The 16621-nt window shown below is 47.6% G+C and carries 14 protein-coding genes and 1 pseudogene; 7 read left to right on the top strand and 8 right to left on the bottom strand.

The window, feature by feature from the left end; genetic code table 11:
* Positions 1-8 precede the first annotated feature (8 nt).
* Entirely contained in the window at positions 9-950 is a 942-nt protein-coding gene (locus tag ACH97_RS04955) for a LysR family transcriptional regulator (RefSeq protein WP_041817472.1), read from the bottom strand.
* 110 nt (positions 951-1060) lie between these two features.
* Here ACH97_RS04955 and ACH97_RS04950 point away from each other — a divergent pair, with 110 nt between their 5' ends.
* Positions 1061-1828: a class I SAM-dependent methyltransferase gene (locus ACH97_RS04950; protein WP_020453178.1), complete on the top strand. Its 768-nt coding sequence runs from the start codon at positions 1061-1063 to the stop codon at positions 1826-1828.
* A gap of 120 nt (positions 1829-1948) precedes the next feature.
* On the opposite strand, the gene budA is transcribed toward ACH97_RS04950, so the two are convergent.
* Together budA and alsS are read right to left on the bottom strand one after the other, a co-directional pair.
* Complete coding sequence (budA, locus tag ACH97_RS04945; RefSeq protein ID WP_020453179.1) at positions 1949-2710, bottom strand: acetolactate decarboxylase; 762 nt, start codon at positions 2708-2710, stop codon at positions 1949-1951.
* A 52-nt stretch (positions 2711-2762) separates the two neighbouring features.
* Positions 2763-4481 (bottom strand): acetolactate synthase AlsS, encoded by a 1719-nt coding sequence (gene alsS / locus ACH97_RS04940; RefSeq protein WP_020453180.1) that lies wholly within the window; start codon positions 4479-4481, stop codon positions 2763-2765.
* A gap of 160 nt (positions 4482-4641) precedes the next feature.
* On the opposite strand from alsS, the pseudogene alsR reads away from it, so the two are divergent.
* A pseudogene (gene alsR / locus ACH97_RS04935) lies at positions 4642-5519 on the top strand (acetoin biosynthesis transcriptional regulator AlsR).
* Between the two features lie 86 nt (positions 5520-5605).
* Here the strand turns inward: alsR and ggt are convergent.
* Complete coding sequence (ggt, locus tag ACH97_RS04930) at positions 5606-7183, bottom strand: gamma-glutamyltransferase (RefSeq protein WP_020453182.1); 1578 nt, start codon at positions 7181-7183, stop codon at positions 5606-5608.
* Between the two features lie 255 nt (positions 7184-7438).
* On the opposite strand from ggt, the gene chrS reads away from it, so the two are divergent.
* Genes chrS through chrA form a run of 3 tightly spaced genes read left to right on the top strand, consistent with a single transcriptional unit; the run spans position 7439 to position 9036 of the window.
* Positions 7439-7897, top strand: a complete 459-nt coding sequence (gene chrS, locus ACH97_RS04925; RefSeq protein ID WP_206761243.1) for a chromate efflux transcriptional regulator ChrS — start codon at positions 7439-7441, stop codon at positions 7895-7897.
* Positions 7898-7918: 21 nt separating this feature from the next.
* Complete coding sequence (gene chrB / locus ACH97_RS04920; RefSeq protein WP_020453184.1) at positions 7919-8503, top strand: chromate efflux transporter ChrB; 585 nt, start codon at positions 7919-7921, stop codon at positions 8501-8503.
* Positions 8500-9036: a chromate efflux transporter ChrA gene (gene chrA / locus ACH97_RS04915; RefSeq protein WP_020453185.1), complete on the top strand. Its 537-nt coding sequence runs from the start codon at positions 8500-8502 to the stop codon at positions 9034-9036. Before chrB ends, chrA begins: the two co-directional genes overlap by 4 nt.
* 98 nt (positions 9037-9134) lie before the next feature.
* Here chrA and ACH97_RS04910 read toward each other — a convergent pair whose 3' ends face one another.
* From ACH97_RS04910 to ACH97_RS23370, 3 genes are all read right to left on the bottom strand, one after another.
* Positions 9135-9887, bottom strand: a complete 753-nt coding sequence (locus tag ACH97_RS04910; RefSeq protein ID WP_020453186.1) for a tyrosine-protein phosphatase — start codon at positions 9885-9887, stop codon at positions 9135-9137.
* A gap of 26 nt (positions 9888-9913) precedes the next feature.
* Positions 9914-10636 (bottom strand): YveK family protein, encoded by a 723-nt coding sequence (locus tag ACH97_RS04905; protein WP_020453187.1) that lies wholly within the window; start codon positions 10634-10636, stop codon positions 9914-9916.
* A 225-nt stretch (positions 10637-10861) separates the two neighbouring features.
* The gene (locus tag ACH97_RS23370; protein ID WP_020453188.1) at positions 10862-11005 is read right to left on the bottom strand and encodes a YwzD family small protein; all 144 of its coding nucleotides are present in this window, start codon (positions 11003-11005) and stop codon (positions 10862-10864) included.
* Positions 11006-11220: 215 nt separating this feature from the next.
* On the opposite strand from ACH97_RS23370, the gene ACH97_RS04900 reads away from it, so the two are divergent.
* Positions 11221-12819 carry an SWIM zinc finger family protein gene (locus ACH97_RS04900; protein WP_020453189.1) on the top strand — a complete coding sequence of 533 codons (1599 nt, stop codon included), beginning with the start codon at positions 11221-11223 and terminating at the stop codon, positions 12817-12819.
* Entirely contained in the window at positions 12806-15571 is a 2766-nt protein-coding gene (locus ACH97_RS04895) for a DEAD/DEAH box helicase (protein ID WP_020453190.1), read from the top strand. The genes ACH97_RS04900 and ACH97_RS04895 overlap by 14 nt, the downstream gene beginning before the upstream one ends.
* A 242-nt stretch (positions 15572-15813) precedes the next feature.
* Here ACH97_RS04895 and ACH97_RS04890 read toward each other — a convergent pair whose 3' ends face one another.
* Positions 15814-16617 (bottom strand): YwqG family protein, encoded by an 804-nt coding sequence (locus ACH97_RS04890; RefSeq protein ID WP_020453191.1) that lies wholly within the window; start codon positions 16615-16617, stop codon positions 15814-15816.
* Between the last annotated feature and the right edge of the window lie 4 nt (positions 16618-16621).

Raw genomic sequence — 16621 nt, 5'->3', positions numbered from 1 at the left:
CTACAAAATCAGACCTCTTCATACATGGAGGTCTGATTTTTTTTGGCCATCTCCATAAAAGCTTTTGCCGCCCGGCACAAATAGCATGTTTCCGGATAAGCAAACTCAAGCGTCCGGGACGGATCGGATTGCAAAGGAACATAGACGATTCTGTCAGACTCTTTCCGCATGACCATCCGGGGCACGACCGTGACCCCCATTCCGTGTTCAACGAGAGATTGGGCGGTTTCAATGCTGCTTGTTTTGAAGGTCACTTTCGGTTGAAACCCTTCCTCCGCACATAAATCAAGTACCATTCTACGGAAGCCGTAGCCTTCTTTTAATAAAATAAACGGCACATCCTCGGCCGTTTTCAAAGCAAGGGGGTTTTTTTCGGCATTCGACCGGACCGAAATGATGAGCTTCCGCAATTGGCCGGTCATCCAGCTCTCCCTTTCATTTGGAATCGCCAAAAAAAGCGGCTCGGTCAGTATCGGCCGGATCGCGAGCCTGTCATTTTCAATCGGCAAAGGGAGAATCGACAGGTCCACCGATCCGTTTTCCGTCATTTTTTCCAATGCCGCCGGCGAGTCTTCTATCAGCTGAACCTGTACGTTCGGATGCTTTTTCAGAAAGGCTTTCAGGAGCGGCGGAAGAAGATACCCTCCCGTGACAGCGGGAACGCCGATCGATAATTCCGTCCCCATTTCCTCGAGCTGATCGCGCATTTCACACAGCAGTTCATCTCTTGACCGCAAAATATCCTGCGCTTTTCGGATGAAGCGCATCCCTTGAGGAGTCGGCGAGACCCCCTCTCTGTTTCTGTAAAACAGCGGAAAGCCGAGCTCGCTTTCCAGCTTTTTTATTTGCTGGCTCAGTGAAGGCTGAGCGATATGCAGGCTGGCAGCCGCCTTTGTAAAACTGCCTTTTTTGAAAATCTCTGCCGCGTATTCAAAAAGTCTCATATCCAATTCCCGCACCCCCATAGTTTCCGCCTATCATTTTCAAACATTTTATATCTTAGACTGATGGCTGTCGACTCCCCTAATATAAATACATAGCCGATAGGAGGATGATACAAATGAAAACTAGCGCGCAACGGCAATTTTCAAAAAATCCGGAGCAATATCGAGATGAGCCGCTGTTCTCATCGGGAAAAGATCTTGATGCCATGGTCAGCTGCCGGAATCTGAACGGCGGTGAAACCCTGCTTGATATCGGAACCGGAGCGGGACATACGGCCATTGCCTTTTCGACTTTTGTCAAACATTGCACAGGAATCGATATTACAGAAAAAATGGTTCAAACCGCGGCTCAATTTGCCAAACAGAAAAATGCTGAAAATGTGGTTTTTCTTCAAGGCGATGCAGCACAATTGGATTTTGCAGACGAGTCCTTTAATATTGTCACATGCCGGTATGCAGCCCACCATTTCCCGGAGATCAGCCGGGCCATGCAGGAAATAGCGTGCGTCTTGAAAAAAGGCGGCTCCTTTCTCCTCATCGATCATTGTGCTCCGGAGGACGAAGCTTTAGACCGATTTATAAATCGGCTCAATCAATTGAGAGACCCGTCACACGTAAGGGAATATTCAGAGAGCGAATGGCAGAAGCTGTTTAAAGAGAACGGACTTGATTTTGCCGTCCGGGAGAGATGGAATCTTCCGATCGATTACGAGAGCTGGCTTCGAAGAGGCGCCGTACCTGAACAAAGAAAGGCAGCCATCCATGCCCATTTGTCAGAACCGTCCCAGTCGTGCCGTGACATGTTTAACATCGTCCACGATGAAAACGGGCATCCGGTGTCTTTTTGTCTGAAAGCGGTATTGATTGCCGGAATGAAAGCATAAGCAAAACGGCCCGCTGGATTCCGGACTTTTTCACCGTCACCTCTCAGCATACGCAACAGTATTTTTAAGGAAGCAAGCGAACGCAAAAAAGCCCCCTTTTCAAAGAGGGGGCTTTTTCATTTACTCGGGATTGCCTTCGGCCGCTTCGATTCCGGCTGCAAGATCATGTTTATTGAGATCCGCTTTAAAGAAATCTTGCGTATTCGGCAATCTGAGATTCATATTGAGTTTTTGAGAAATTTGCACCGTGCATTCTTCGATTTCATAATCGAAAACGTGTCCGCCGACATTGCGGTCTTCATCAATAAAGTGAAGATGGAAGCCGGAAACTGCGATTCCGTTGGCATATTGCGGCGTCCAAAAGCCGACGATCGTCCCTTTAATATCATTAAAATCAAAGATCGGCTGCGATTTTACCGCATCGACCATCGGCACGTACGGTTTTTCCTGCAGTTCAACCGTTCTCGTTTTGACTTTCTTAAAGATTCCGTCCATGCGGATCGCGTAAAACAGGTTTTCACTCGGCATGATCCGTTTCATTTCTTCCTCGAACGCCTTAAGCGGCATCCGCTGCTTGATTTCGTGATAAATATCCGGCCGGAAGAAAGCGAGCGAGCAAAACGGAGAACAATCGCTTCCTTGAACAGGATAGGCTTTGCCATCGGAACGAAGACGGTAAAACTCACCGTCGAAACCGATCAGCTCACCGTCGAGCCGGTTGAATGTTCCGATTCCGAAGTCTCCGTAATCCTTTGCTTCAGACATGTAAAAATCCCCGTCATAAATCCCGTCCAATAACGATATCATCGTTGAGACCTGAAAGACCTGGTCGAGGTTCTTGTCAACGGGCTGAACCACTTTTTGTTTGCTTGCACTTTTCATTTTCCTCTTTTCACTCCCTTGATTTTGTTTGTTATGACTGGACTTGCTGTGATCAAGATTGCTTAGAGGCTTGTTTACTAAAATGTTCCTCAAAGTTTTTTGGAAAACGCTGATCAGCCAAATGAACGTTGTCGCTGTAATCAACCGGAATATCAATGACAACCGGACCCTCTGCATCAAGACCAGCTTTAAGCACCTCTGCCAATTCGTCTGGCGAATTGACCCTTAAACCTTTTGCTCCAAAGCTTTCAGCATATTTTACAATATCGATTCCGCCGAAGTCGACTCCGGACGTCCGCTTGTATTTCATCTCCTGCTGAAACGCAACCATATCGTATGTGCTGTCATTCCAGACAATGTGAACGATCGGCGCTTTCAATCTGACCGCTGTCTCAAGCTCCATCGCGGAGAACAGGAAGCCTCCGTCCCCGGAAACAGACACGACTTTCTGTCCCGGATTGACCAGTGTTGCTGCGATCGCCCACGGCAAAGCAACGCCCAGCGTCTGCATGCCATTTGAAGTCAGCAGTCCATACGGACGGTATGTGCGGAAATATCTCGACATCCAAATCGCATGGGAGCCGATGTCGCAAGTCACTGTTATATCATCGCTCAGCAAATCACGCAAATCGCGAACGATTTGCAGCGGATGAACAAGATCCGTTTTTGTTTCTTTAGGCGGCTCGCTTTGCTCCTCCAGCGCTTTCTTCAAATAATCAAGTACAGGTGCAAATGATTCATCGATGGAAACCGGCAAAGAATCATGTTCAATATGGTTTAATGTCTCTGCGATATCGCCGATCAGCTCAATTTCAGGCTGATAGTCATGATCGATATCGGCTTGTATTTCATCAAGATGAATCACGCTGCGCTCGCCTTTTCCGTTCCAAAAGACGGGGTCGTATTCAATCGGATCATAGCCGACCGTCAAAACGAGATCCGCTTTTTCCAACAAAATATCTCCGGGCTGATTGCGGAATAATCCGATCCGGCCGAAGTACTGGTCTTCTAAATCGTGAGACAGCGTACCCGCTGCTTGGTATGTTTCAACAAACGGCAGTTTCACTTTTCTCAGCAGACGGCGGACCGCTTCAATCGCTTCAGGTCTTCCGCCTTTCATCCCTACAAGCACGACGGGAAGGTTCGCATTGTGAATTTTGGCGATAGCCGCGCTGATCAGTTCATCCGGAGCCGCGCCCAGCTTCGGCGCCGGCATGGTTTTCACCGGCTTGGCAGTTGCCGGACCGGCCGTAACGTCCTGCGGAAAGCTGAGAAACGCTGCCCCGGCCTGTCCGGAAGCTGCCGCTCTGAATGCATTGGTTACCGCCTCAGGGATGTTGTTCGCATCTTCCACTTCTGCGCTATATTTTGTAATCGGCTGAAACAACGCCGCATTATCCATCGATTGATGAGTTCTTTTGAGACGATCCGCTCTTTTTACAGCACCCGCCAGGGCAACAACCGGATCTCCTTCTGTATTGGCTGTTACAAGACCGGTCGCTAAATTAGACGCTCCCGGACCCGAAGTCACCAGGCAAACACCGGGCTTTCCAGTCAATCGTCCGACTGCCGCCGCCATAAATGCTGCATTCTGCTCGTGACGACAAACAATCAGTTCAGGCCCCTTGTCTTTCAATACGTCATATACCGCATCGATTTTCGCTCCCGGAATACCGAAAACATGAGTGACACCTTGCTGAATGAGACTATCCACCACAAGCTCTGCTCCTCTTACAGTAAGAGTTTCATTTTTAGCGGCTACATTTTTCAAAGCCCTCACTCCTCCATTTTCATTCGTTTACAATGAATTTTTAATAAAATTATTGTATTATTAAATATACATCTTGTGGAAATTGTTTTCCAATACTTCTTTGTCTTACAATTAATATGTAAAACGACTGAAATCGCATTCAGAAAGGAATGAGTGAATAATGGAGCTGCGCCATCTTCGTTATTTTATGGTTGTTGCCGAAGAACTGCATTTCGGAAAAGCAGCTCTTCGGCTGAACATGACTCAGCCTCCGCTCAGCCAGCAGATTAAACAGCTAGAAAGTGAAATAGGCGTCACCTTGCTGAAGAGGTCAAAAAGAGCCGTCAGGCTGACGGCGGCAGGCGGGGTCTTTTTAAAACAAATCAAGGAAGGACTTTCCCAGATTGATCAAGCCGTCGACATGGCTCAGCGGACGGCCCGCGGGGAGCTGGGTAGACTCGTGATCGGCTTTGTCGGCTCCGCAACATACGAGATCATGCCTCCCATCATCAGGGAATACCGAAACCGGTACCCGTCCGTCCAGATTGATCTTCGGGAGCTTTCAACCCCCAATCAGGTCGAAGCACTGCTAAACGGACACATTGACATCGGCGTGCTGCATCCCCCGTTGGGAAACGACGAGCTAAAGTCATACACAGTGAAGAAAAGCCACTGTGTCCTTGCACTTCCGAAACACCACCCGCTGACAGAAAACCCCGGGTACATTTGAAAGATCTTGAAGACGAATCGCTGATCGTCATTGCCAAAGAAGCGTGGCCCTCTTTATACACGGAATTTAATTTCTTGTGTGAAAAAGCCGGGTTTATCCCCAACATCGCCCAGGAAGCTACAGAATACCAAATGGTGATCGGCCTCGTGACAGCCGGAATGGGAATCGCCGTTGTGCCTACAGCGGCTAAACGATTATTTAACCTCGATGTTGTATACAAAGAAATCGAAGACTTTCCCCTTCGCGCAGAATGGATTACCGCACATCGAAAAGACAACCGCAATCCGGCGCTTAAGCATTTCATCGAAATCTCGGATCAATACTCATAGCCGGATAGAAAAAAACCCGTGGACAATTCCTCCTTGTTCACGGGGTTTTTTTCTCATATTGACGTTTGCGCGTTTTGAAAACGGAGTTAACTGCCGATTGCCGCCCCATCGCTTCTCGGATCGCTTCCCCCTCTCAGGAAACCTCGATCATCAATCTCGATGATGCCGGCATGACCCATCACACCGTCAAAGTCGCCGACAATGGTTATATGATGCCCATGCTTTCGCAGTTTTTCAATCACTTCGGGCGCCACTCTGCTTTCCATTCTTACACCTTCCACCCGTTCTCCCCATGTTCTGCCCCACACCCATCTCGGTTCATGAACGGCGGTTTGCGGATCCATCCCGTAATCTATCATTCTCGTGATAAGAGCCGTCTGCGTCTGCGGCTGTCCTTCTCCCCCCTGCGTTCCGTAAAGAAATTTCGGCTTGCCGCCTTTGAACGCCATGGCGGGCATCAGCGTATGAAAAGTTCTTTTTCCCGGCTCCAGTGAATTGACATGGCCGGGATCAAGCGAGAAAAACGACCCTCTGTTCTGCAAAATGACACCGGTATCTCCAGCTGTCACACCTGAGCCGAATTCGAAATACAAACTTTGAATAAACGAAACAGCATTCCCGTCTTCATCTACTGCTGCAGCATAAGCCGTATCGCTGCCGAGCGGCTGGCTCTCCGCCTGAAGAGCCGGCAGTCCGATTTTTGCGGCCAGCTCCCGCGCATACCCTTTGTCAAGCAGGCGCCCCAGCGGAATTTGGGAAAATGCCGGGTCAGTCAATACTTTATTGCTGTCGGAAATACTTAATTTCAATGCTTCGATGAGCAGATGATAATACTCGAAAGAACCGTGCTCGATCATGCCAAAGTCGTAGTTTTCCAAAATATTCAATGCCATAAGACCGGTAAATCCTTGTGAATTCGGAGGCATTTGATAGATCGCATATCCTCTGTATGTAGAGGAAAGCGGAGACACCCATTCCCCTTGATGCCGCTCGAAATCTTCCAGGGTCAAGATGCCTCCGTTGTTTTGCAGATAGGCTGCTGAAGCTTGGGCAATTTCCCCTTTATAAAAGGCGTCTCTTCCTTTCTCAGCGATCATCGCCAAAGTGCGCGCGAGCTCTTTTTGCACAAAGCGCTCACCTGGAGAGGGCGGGTTTCCTCCCGGAAGATAAATATCTGCAGTGATCGGCATACCGGAAAGCCACTCGGCGTTTTTCACCGTGTTTTGACATTGATCCGGCGAGACCGGGAAACCCTTTTCTGCATACATGATCGCCGGCTTCAGCACCTCCCGAAGTGATAAACGGCCGTATGCCGCCAGTATTTCGGCCCAGCTGTCCGCCATCCCCGGCACGGTAATCGCACTGCTCATGCCCCTGACCGGAATGGCGCGCTCTCCTTTATACTGATTCCGGTCCGCTTTCCGCCCCGACCGCCCGCTGCCATTGTATCCTTTGATCTCGCCGCTTCCATTGTGATACATCAGCCAAAAAGCATCCCCTCCGAGTCCTGTCATATGCGGATAGACAACAGCAAGGCACGCGCTTACTGCCACAGCCGCGTCAAACGCGTTTCCTCCCTTCTCCATGATGCTGTGCCCTGCAAGCGAAGCGAGATAATGAGGACTGACAACCATTTGTTTCGAACCGATCTTCAGCTTCTCCATAGCTCCCTTCCTTTCTTTCAAGCATCCATTTGTGTTTGAAGTATAGTGGCCCGTTTAAGGAGGCGCTACTTTCAGGGAAGAAAAACTAACAACCCTTTTTCAATAAGTATTAAAAAAACGTTAAAATGATTCATATCGAAATCCGTATTATGATACAATTTACAAAATGTTCATTTATAACGTGATTGACAAGCAATTTCGTATGATCAATGACCAAACAGAAAGGAAGGGACATTTGTGAGCCTCGACTACCATATGCCAAATTTAATTCTTGATGAAACGGATAAAAAAATCCTTTCGATCTTGCATGAGGAAGGAAGAATCTCTTATACGGATTTAGGAAAGCGCGTGGGACTTTCAAGAGTTGCCGTACAAACGCGGATCAACAACTTGATTGAAGAAGGCATCATTGAAAAATTCACAGCCGTCATCAATCCAGTCAAAGTTGGAATTCATGTATCGGTGTTTTTCAATGTTGAAGTCGAACCCCAATATTTAGAGGCTGTTGCCGTTGCTTTAGAAAGAGAGCCCGCCGTGACAAGCCTCTATCATATGACAGGGCCGAGCAAACTGCATATGCACGGCATTTTCGCAAATGATCAGGAGATGGAGGAATTTTTGACGAAGCGCCTGTACCCTCTGAAAGGCGTCGTGAGTGTCGACTGCCAGATGCTGATTAAACGATATAAGAGCCGAATGGGAATGAAGCTTTAACTGAATAGGAGGAAACGCGAAATGAAGCACCCTTACCGGGAACTGATCATCGCAATGACAAGAACGGGGATATTGGGATTTGGCGGCGGACCGTCCGTTATCCCGCTGATCCGTCATGAAGCCGTTTCAAAGTTCAATTGGATCGATGATGATGAATTCGGGGAAATTTTGGCGATTGCCAATGCGCTGCCCGGACCGATCGCTACAAAAATGTCGGCATATTTAGGTCATAAAGTCAAAGGCGTTCCGGGCGCTGTCGTGGCTACAGCGGCCCATATCTTGCCGACGTGCGTTGCGATGGCCGCCTTGTTCGCAGCCGTTAATGTGCTCAGCCACTCCAAAATCGTAAGCGGCATGATCGGCGCTGTTACCCCTGTCATCGCCGTCATGCTCGGCATCATGGCTTACGAATTTGGGCAAAAAGCATTGAAAGGCTTCGGGTTGCTTGCCGGCGTGCTTTTCTTTATTCTTGCATTTTTGGGTCTTCAGGTGTTTTCCATCCATCCCGGCATCATTGTCATCCTGTTTTTAACGTATGGCGCGTTCCACTTTAAATTAAAAAGAAAAGCGGCCCGGGAAAAAGATAAGGGAGTGTCCGCTTCATGATCATCTTTTATTTATTTTGGGCTTTCTTTATTGCAAATTTATTGGGCTACGGGGGCGGTCCGGCTTCAATTCCGCTTAATTTTGAAGAAGTTGTTCAGCATTTTCACTGGCTGTCAAAAGAAGAATTTTCAAACATGCTTGCGCTCGCAAACGCACTGCCGGGTCCAATCGCGACAAAAATCGCCGCTTATGTCGGCTACAGCGTGCTCGGATGGCCCGGTGTCTTCATTGCTCTTATCGCAACTGTGCTGCCTTCGGCCATCGCGCTCGTTTTGCTGCTCAAGCTGATCGGCCGCTACCGCCAGTCGCCGGTCGTCAAAGGAATGACTTTGGCGGTTCAGCCGGTTATCGCCGTGATGATGCTTATTTTGACATGGGAAATCGGCGGTGACGCGATCCGGTCGATCGGCATGGTTCAATCACTTGTCATCGCGCTGATCTCTTTGGCGGCCTTGACGAAGTTCCGCGTCCATCCGGCTTTCCTGATCGTGGCCGCCTTCGCTTACGGCGGGCTTGTCATTCCGCTGTTGTAGAGAGGGATATCCGGTCGCTTTCTAACAGATGATATAAAAAATCAGCGCCGCATAACCGACGCTGATATTCTGGCTGACGGGCTTTTGTGAACAACCTTTCACAGCAGGCCCATCAGCTTTTTCTTTTTGACGGGACGGGGTGTTTCTTTATGAATCTCCCGGTTTTCCAGGAGAAGGCCCGCGTTTTTTGTAAACACGTATAAGAAATCGCGGCCGTAATCGCTTTCCACTGCATCAAAAAAGAAAGATCGGCTCGTGAGGTTGTGGGCGTCTGATGCGATAAAGTGGACGAGGTTCGCTTCAAGAAAGCGGCGGGCAAGCCGTTTCACGCTTCTGCCAAAGCGGCCTGTAAGACTTGAACATGTCAGCTGGGCGCACGCGCCGTTTTTGACGAGGCGGTACAGCAGATCAGGATTCTCCATCAATTCAAGGTTCCGCTCGGGGTGTGCGATAATCGGAATGTAACCATTTAACTGTAGATCGAACAACAGCTTTTCGGCATATCGCGGAACATGGTGGTAAGGAAGTTCAATCAGCAAATACTTTGTGCCGGCGAGGCTGAGCAGTCTGCCGCGCTCAAGATCACGCTTCAATTCGCCGTACAGGCGGATTTCCTGTCCGGGAGCAATAAGCACCGGGATGTTTTCCTTTTGCACCCGCGTCTTTAAACTCGAAACAGCTGCCAGAATGGCCTCTTTTTGGTGTTCGTATACACCGTTTCGGTGGTGAGGTGTGGCGATAATCGTATGAATCCCTTGACGGGCGGCTTGTTTAGCCATTTCTATACTGTCATACATACATGCTGCCCCATCATCAATGTCCGCTAGAATATGGCAATGAATATCGATCATAGGCGGCCTCCCCGTGTTTTCCCGTTTTAGATCGTATGGTCTTTACCGATAAAGCTTTCCAGCTTCCGGGCTTGTCCTTTTTTCGGTTTTACATACAGAATATTTCCCAACACATGAACGTTCAGCTCTTTTTCGATGTCTTCTTCATTTCGAACGGTATTTTTCAAAAGCTCGAGTAAAAATGCAAGCCCTGCGCCAAACAGCAGGCCGAATCCCGTAGAAACAGCGATGTTGAACTTCTTGTTCGGGCTGACGGGAGCAGGCGAATGTTCGGGGTTTGCTTTCGCAACAAGGCTGACTTCGGTATTTTCACCCATAATGCCGTCAATGTCCCTTTGGAATACGGCGACGACCGTGTTCGCGATGTCCGCCGCCTTGGAATAATCCTTGTCAGTCGCGGAGATACTGACAATCTGTGATTCATTTTCGCTGATAACTGTGATTTTTTGCTTCAAGTCTTCAGCCGTTTCCGGAAGGTTTAGTTCGTCTTTAACCTTATTTAAGATGAGCGGGCTTTTCATAATCACGTTATAAGTGTTGATTAGCTCAAGGTTGGTCTGAATATCGGTGAAGTTCGACGTTTGACGGCCGTTGATGAGGATTTGGGCGGATGCCTGGTAGACGGGTGTGAGCCAATAAAAGTTGACGGCAGCGCTGGACAGAGCGGCCGCAATGGTGATCAGTGCGATCAGAACGAATCTTTTTTTCAAAATGATGAACACATCTTTAAAGCCGATATGATCTCTCATAAAAGCCTCCCTCTAGGATTCGCGTATTTATTTAAATTTTCAGCAAATTAAACACCTCCCTTTGATTATACATGGTTCTTTCGTTTCCGAAAGAAATGAATCCTGACAAATAACGGGAGATACCGGGGAAATCGCGTCTTTATATGGTATTAAATATCGACTTTTGCAGGACCTGCGCGCTTTTTGCTGAACGAAAAAGTGTGCAAACCGAAGTTTGCACACCTTTTACGTCGTATATCCATTTTTGATATGAAGAATGAGATCTTCAAGAAGTTCTTTCGTCGTTATGTCTTTTGATTTTTCACCAATGTCATACGCATGCATAAGAATTCTCAAAAATTCTTCCTGATTCAATTCCTTGTCATCCATATCCTTTTCCTTTCAGATTCCATAAATTAAAACATTTCTGATTATATTTCAAATTATATGATGTAAAGAATCAATTTGCCATAGTCTATTACATTATTCGACAGCCATCCGTTTTTATGTCCTTTTCCTGAGAAAATCTTTTTTGGACGGATTGATTAAGCTATAATAGAGAGATTGGAAACTTTTTAAAAGCCATTCGGTTAGGAGCGATAGACATGCTTCAAGACATGATTTCAAAAACGGTTGTGATGGATGCAGCTGAACAGTTTAAGCATGTACTGCCGTGCACAGAAGCTAACATTCAGCTCATGAAAAAAGCCCTTATTTTATACAGACAGGATTCCGTCTATCGGGTCAAGCCGATGAGCGGGCATACGGTCAGTGCTTACGTTCAGGATGTGGTCCCGGTGAAGGTCTTCATCGACCTCGCCGACGTTAAAAAAAGCAGCTGTTCCTGCCCTGCTCAAAACATCTGCCGGCATGTGCTTGCCGTTTATTTATATCTGTATGCACAATATGATCGATTGGGAACGTTTACGGAGTTTTGGAAAGAAGCGCAAAAACGCCGCGAAAACAGGGATATTCTCGGACAGCTTCAGCGTGGAATGAAACCCCGCAGCCACACGCTCGATCAATGGACATCGTTTTTCAAAACGGAGTTCAGACGATGGGAAGAGCATACGCCTAAAAACCAGCAAACGATGCAATACCTTTACTACGGGTATTTTTCAGCTTTAAAAAAGCGGACGCCTGCGGAGCCGGAGCTGAAAAAAATGTACCAAATCCACGCGGCTCTTGCGACATGGCTTGCCATGCATTTGCTCGTCGAGAAAGGGCGCATCGATCCTGAAAAAGATTTTTACTCGCTGAATCCTTATATCGAACAGCTGATGGATACGATCTACAGCTCGATCGATGAACTGAAAACATATGCGCTATCGTTCTCCCTTGACCCGTTTTTAGAAAAAACCCCCGACGTGATTCGGGAACTGCTGCTCAAGAAAGACATTTTCCAGTATGAAAGGCTGCGGATTTTCGGGGAAATCTGGAGTGCCCTTCTATCCCGGCCAACCTGGCTGAAGCGGGAGCTCGATGTGCTCAACGACCTGGAGCCGTCGCCTGAAATACAATTCGGCAGGCTGCATCTTGAATTTCTGCTGAAAAACGACAATGTGATTCTTGATCAAGCCAGATCGTTTTCACCTGAGATTCTTCCTTATACATTTCAATGGCTCAGCGTCATGACCGCCAAAAAAGACTGGAAGCGTCTTAAAAAATGGTATGAACACCTTGAGCAGCTTGCAGCCGGCTTCTGCAGACTGGATAAGCCGTACCGGGAAATACGCGATGTTTTAAGCGAATTCTTCCTGTTTCTGAGCGATTACAGCAAAAACGCAAAAGAAGAGCATGTATATGAACGGTATTGCAAAAAGTGCCTTCCTTATACGTTTACTGAATACAGCCATTTTTTATATAACAAAAACCGCTTTACGGAGTGGATGGAGATCCACAGCCTTGTCGGTTTTTCAATCTCTGAGATCGGGCAGAACGCCTTGAAAGATATCGCAGCAGCGGCTCCTGAAGCATTGATTCCTTCCTATCACAGAGAAATTTCCGGGCTGGTTGAACAAAAAAACCGCTCAAGCTACAAAGAAGCCGTCAAACAATTAAAAAAGCTGCGCACCCTTTATAAAAAATCGAAAAAACAGGATGTCTGGAACCGGTTTATGGAGCAGTTTTCAGCCCGCTATAAACGGCTGAGAGCCTTCCAGGAGGAACTTAAGAAAGGAAAGTTGATCGATGGCGAGTCTTAAGGAAATCGTGATACATGTCGAACAATCAGAAGACTATACATTCATTTTATCTTGTCATGACGGGGATCATCAGTTTCTTACGCGGAATGAAATGGAAAGGTATTTGTTTCAGTGGCACGAATCGTCTTTTTACGGAACGTTTCTCGAAGATGCCGGTTTAGAGACTCCGGCGGTTCTGCTGTCTCCGTGGATGGCGGTCGAATTTCTCGGTAAAAACTCATTTAATTCTTACAGCGACATCAATCTCACCGAGGAAACCGAACCTTTGATGAAAACGGCTTCCACCATTTATGAGTTTATCGCAGATGAAGATTTTCTTCCCGACTATGAAGCATGGAAGCAAGAGGTGCTGCGCTGGAAAGATAAAGAAGGGATTTTGGAAGGCTATACAGCTGAATGGTTTTCACACGCTGTCGAAGACTACATCAACTACAATGACGAGTTAAAAGCAAAATGGGAATCGATTGTCGCACATTCTCCCGCTGTCACCACATTTCAGGGACACTTTCTCGATGAAGACGATTTTCTTGAAACGATCGGTTGGCATGAAAACCCTGTGCCGTTTACCGTCGGACTCCGTTTAAATGAACCTGATTTTGACGGAGACGATTGGAAAATCGAACTGTTTTTGCGCGACAAAAAAAGCGGAGCCATTCAGTTCTTTGAAGGCTTGAACAGGCTGAAAAAATCGTGGCAGACATACGCTGATAAAATCGCCCGCGAACAAGACAGATTTCGCCAAATCGTGCCGTGGCTGACGATCGACTCGGGAACGACGCTTTTAACGGAAGAGGAAGCATGGATCTTCCTATCCGAAGCAAGCGAAACTCTTGTCAGCATGGGGATTGAAATTTTGCTGCCGTCATGGTGGCAAATCGTCAGAGACAGCAATATGCTGCTGAAAGCGAAAGTGTCATCGGCTCCCCGCGGCGAGTCTTTTGTCGGAATGAATGCATTGATGGACTTCAACTGGCGTTTTGCTACGAACGGAATCGAACTCACCGAGGAAGAATTTGAGCAGCTTGTCGCCAATAAAAGACGGCTTGTCAACATACGCGGGCAGTGGATTAAAATCGATCCGAATTTTATCAAACAAATGAAAAAACTGATGGAGCGAGCAGAAATAGAGGGGCTTCATATGTCTGACATCCTGGCGCGCGAGCTGACGGAGCGGAGCGAAACCCGCGAGGATGATGATCTGTTCGATGCTTCCGCATTCAGCGAGGTGCGGTTTGAACTGTCTTATCAGCTGAAAAACATGATCAGAAAGCTGAGCCATCGCGATGATCTCCCGTCATACCCGGTCAGCAAATTTTTTGACGGAACGCTCAGGGCTTATCAGGAAGACGGTTTGAACTGGCTGATCTTTCTCAGAAACTGCGGCTTCGGCGCCTGCCTGGCAGACGATATGGGTCTTGGAAAGACCATCCAGATGATCGCCTATTTCGCCTATTTAAAAGAACAGGGACAACAAATGCCGTCTCTCATCATTGCGCCGACTTCCGTCCTCGGGAACTGGCAGCGCGAACTCGAGACCTTCGCGCCCGGCCTGACGGCGGCGCTCCATTACGGGCCAAAACGCCCTAAAGGTGAAGCATTTCAGGAATGTTACAAAGATGCAGATATCGTCTTGACATCATACGGCCTCGCCCAATCCGACTTTGACGATCTCAGCAGCGTCGCCTGGAACTGCATCTGCCTTGACGAAGCCCAGAATATTAAAAATGCGCACACGAAACAATCCCGTTCAATCAGAAAGCTGAAAGGCATGCATCATATCGCGCTCAGCGGGACTCCGATGGAAAATCGCCTGACGGAGCTGTGGTCGATCTACGATTTCATGAACAAAGGCTATCTCGGAAGCCTTGGCAGCTTCCATAAGCGTTTTGTCCTGCCGATTGAAAAAGACCGCGACGAAAAAAGGATCGAACAGCTCCAGCAGCTGATCAAACCGTTTTTATTAAGACGGACAAAGCAGGACAAGGAAGTCGCGCTCAACCTGCCTGAAAAACAGGAAGAAAAAGAGTTCATCCCGCTCTCCGCAGAACAGGCCTCACTATATGAACAGCTTGTCAAAGATACGTTTGAACATATGTCAAGCCTCGCCGGAATGCAGCGTAAAGCTCTCATCTTAAGCATGCTCGGCAAGCTCAAACAAATCTGCGGCCACCCTGCCCTTTACTTAAAAGAGACCGGGAGCGAGCTCCTGAACGGAAGGTCAGTCAAGCTCGAAAAACTGCTGGAGCTGACGAAGACAATTCGCGAAAGCGATGAAAGCTGCCTGATTTTCACCCAATATCTCGGGATGGGAGATATGATGAAACGCCTGCTCGAGAAATCATTCGGCGAACCGGTCAAGTTTCTGAACGGCAGTTTATCCAAGCTTGAACGGGACAAAATGGTGGAGCAGTTTCAGAACAAGGAATTTCCGATTCTGATCTTATCATTAAAAGCCGGGGGCACAGGCCTCAATTTGACGGCCGCCAATCACGTCATCCATTATGACAGATGGTGGAATCCCGCGGTTGAAAATCAGGCGACAGACCGCGCCTACAGAATCGGACAGAAACGGTTCGTCCACGTTCATAAACTGATCACCACCGGTACAATTGAAGAAAAAATCGACCACATGCTCGAATCGAAGCAATCGCTGAACGATCAAATCATCCAAAGCGAAAATTGGATCACCGAACTTTCCGAGCATGAACTCGAGGAGCTATTTACCCTGAACGCTTCGGCTATTACGGGTTAAATAAAACAGCTGTCTGAAATAGACAGCTGTTTAGATTATTGACAAAATCCCAAAACGACTTTTTGTTTTGGGATTTTGTCATCCCTTCAGCGTGATTGAAAACCCTTGCAGTCTAGGAAGGCCGAGCATCGGAGCGGAGCGAATGTTGGAATTCGTGAGCACCGACGCGCAGGCCCGACAACGAATGCGAGGGTTTGTCGACACGCTGAACAGCTGTCTGAAATAGACAGCTGTTTTTTGTGTTAATGACAGTCCCAATTATACAATACGTTTGAAAAGTCCTTATTCTTTAAATCATCAGGCCTTATAAAAAAATTGGCAATCCCGACATCTCCCCACATCGCGTCAATGTTCTCATCAGAATCAATTTGCAATAGCAGAACGGTATGATCCGGATAATCGCCTTCCCGCGGATCATATTGCGTGAAGGCTGCGTAGCCCCCGATTTTATGGGAGAAGCCGCCGTACATTTCATGGTATTCTTCGAACACCGTTTCCTCTTGATCGCCGAATTGCTCAAAGAATGTCCAAGCATCCGTTCCCGCGTATCGCTCAAATTGAAAGTCGGACACAGAGACAAGTTCAGACCCTATGTCAGGTGTGAGTGAGGCTTCGCATCCAATCGGAAAGGCCAGCTCATCCTCAAGCTTTACAAACGAAAAATCGTCGACAAGCTCGTCTTCATTTTCGATGACATTCTCAAAATACTTGATGCAAAAACTCGACTGTTCACATGGATCATCAAAATTCAATCCGTAAACATCATCACTGACAGAGATAAAAAAAAGCAGAATACCGGATTCCGGGAAATTCTCAAGACGGGGCATGTCTGAAAAATTAATTTGCGCAAGCAGTTTCATCGGCTTTCCCTGTGAATCGACAGGATACTTTTCAGACTTTGGAAAATAAGGATCGCCGGCCAGTTTGCTTTCATACCGGCCTGTTTTTCCTTTTCTCGCGTCCAGCTTCAAAAAATCCCGCACTGATTGTTCAAATTGCCCGCGGTATCGGGCCATTTTTTCGGGTAATTGAAACGGCTTTTTCATACTT

It is taken from the genome of Bacillus paralicheniformis, from assembly GCF_001042485.2.
Taxonomy (GTDB): domain Bacteria; phylum Bacillota; class Bacilli; order Bacillales; family Bacillaceae; genus Bacillus; species Bacillus paralicheniformis.
This window is presented reverse-complemented; position numbering and strand designations above follow the sequence as displayed.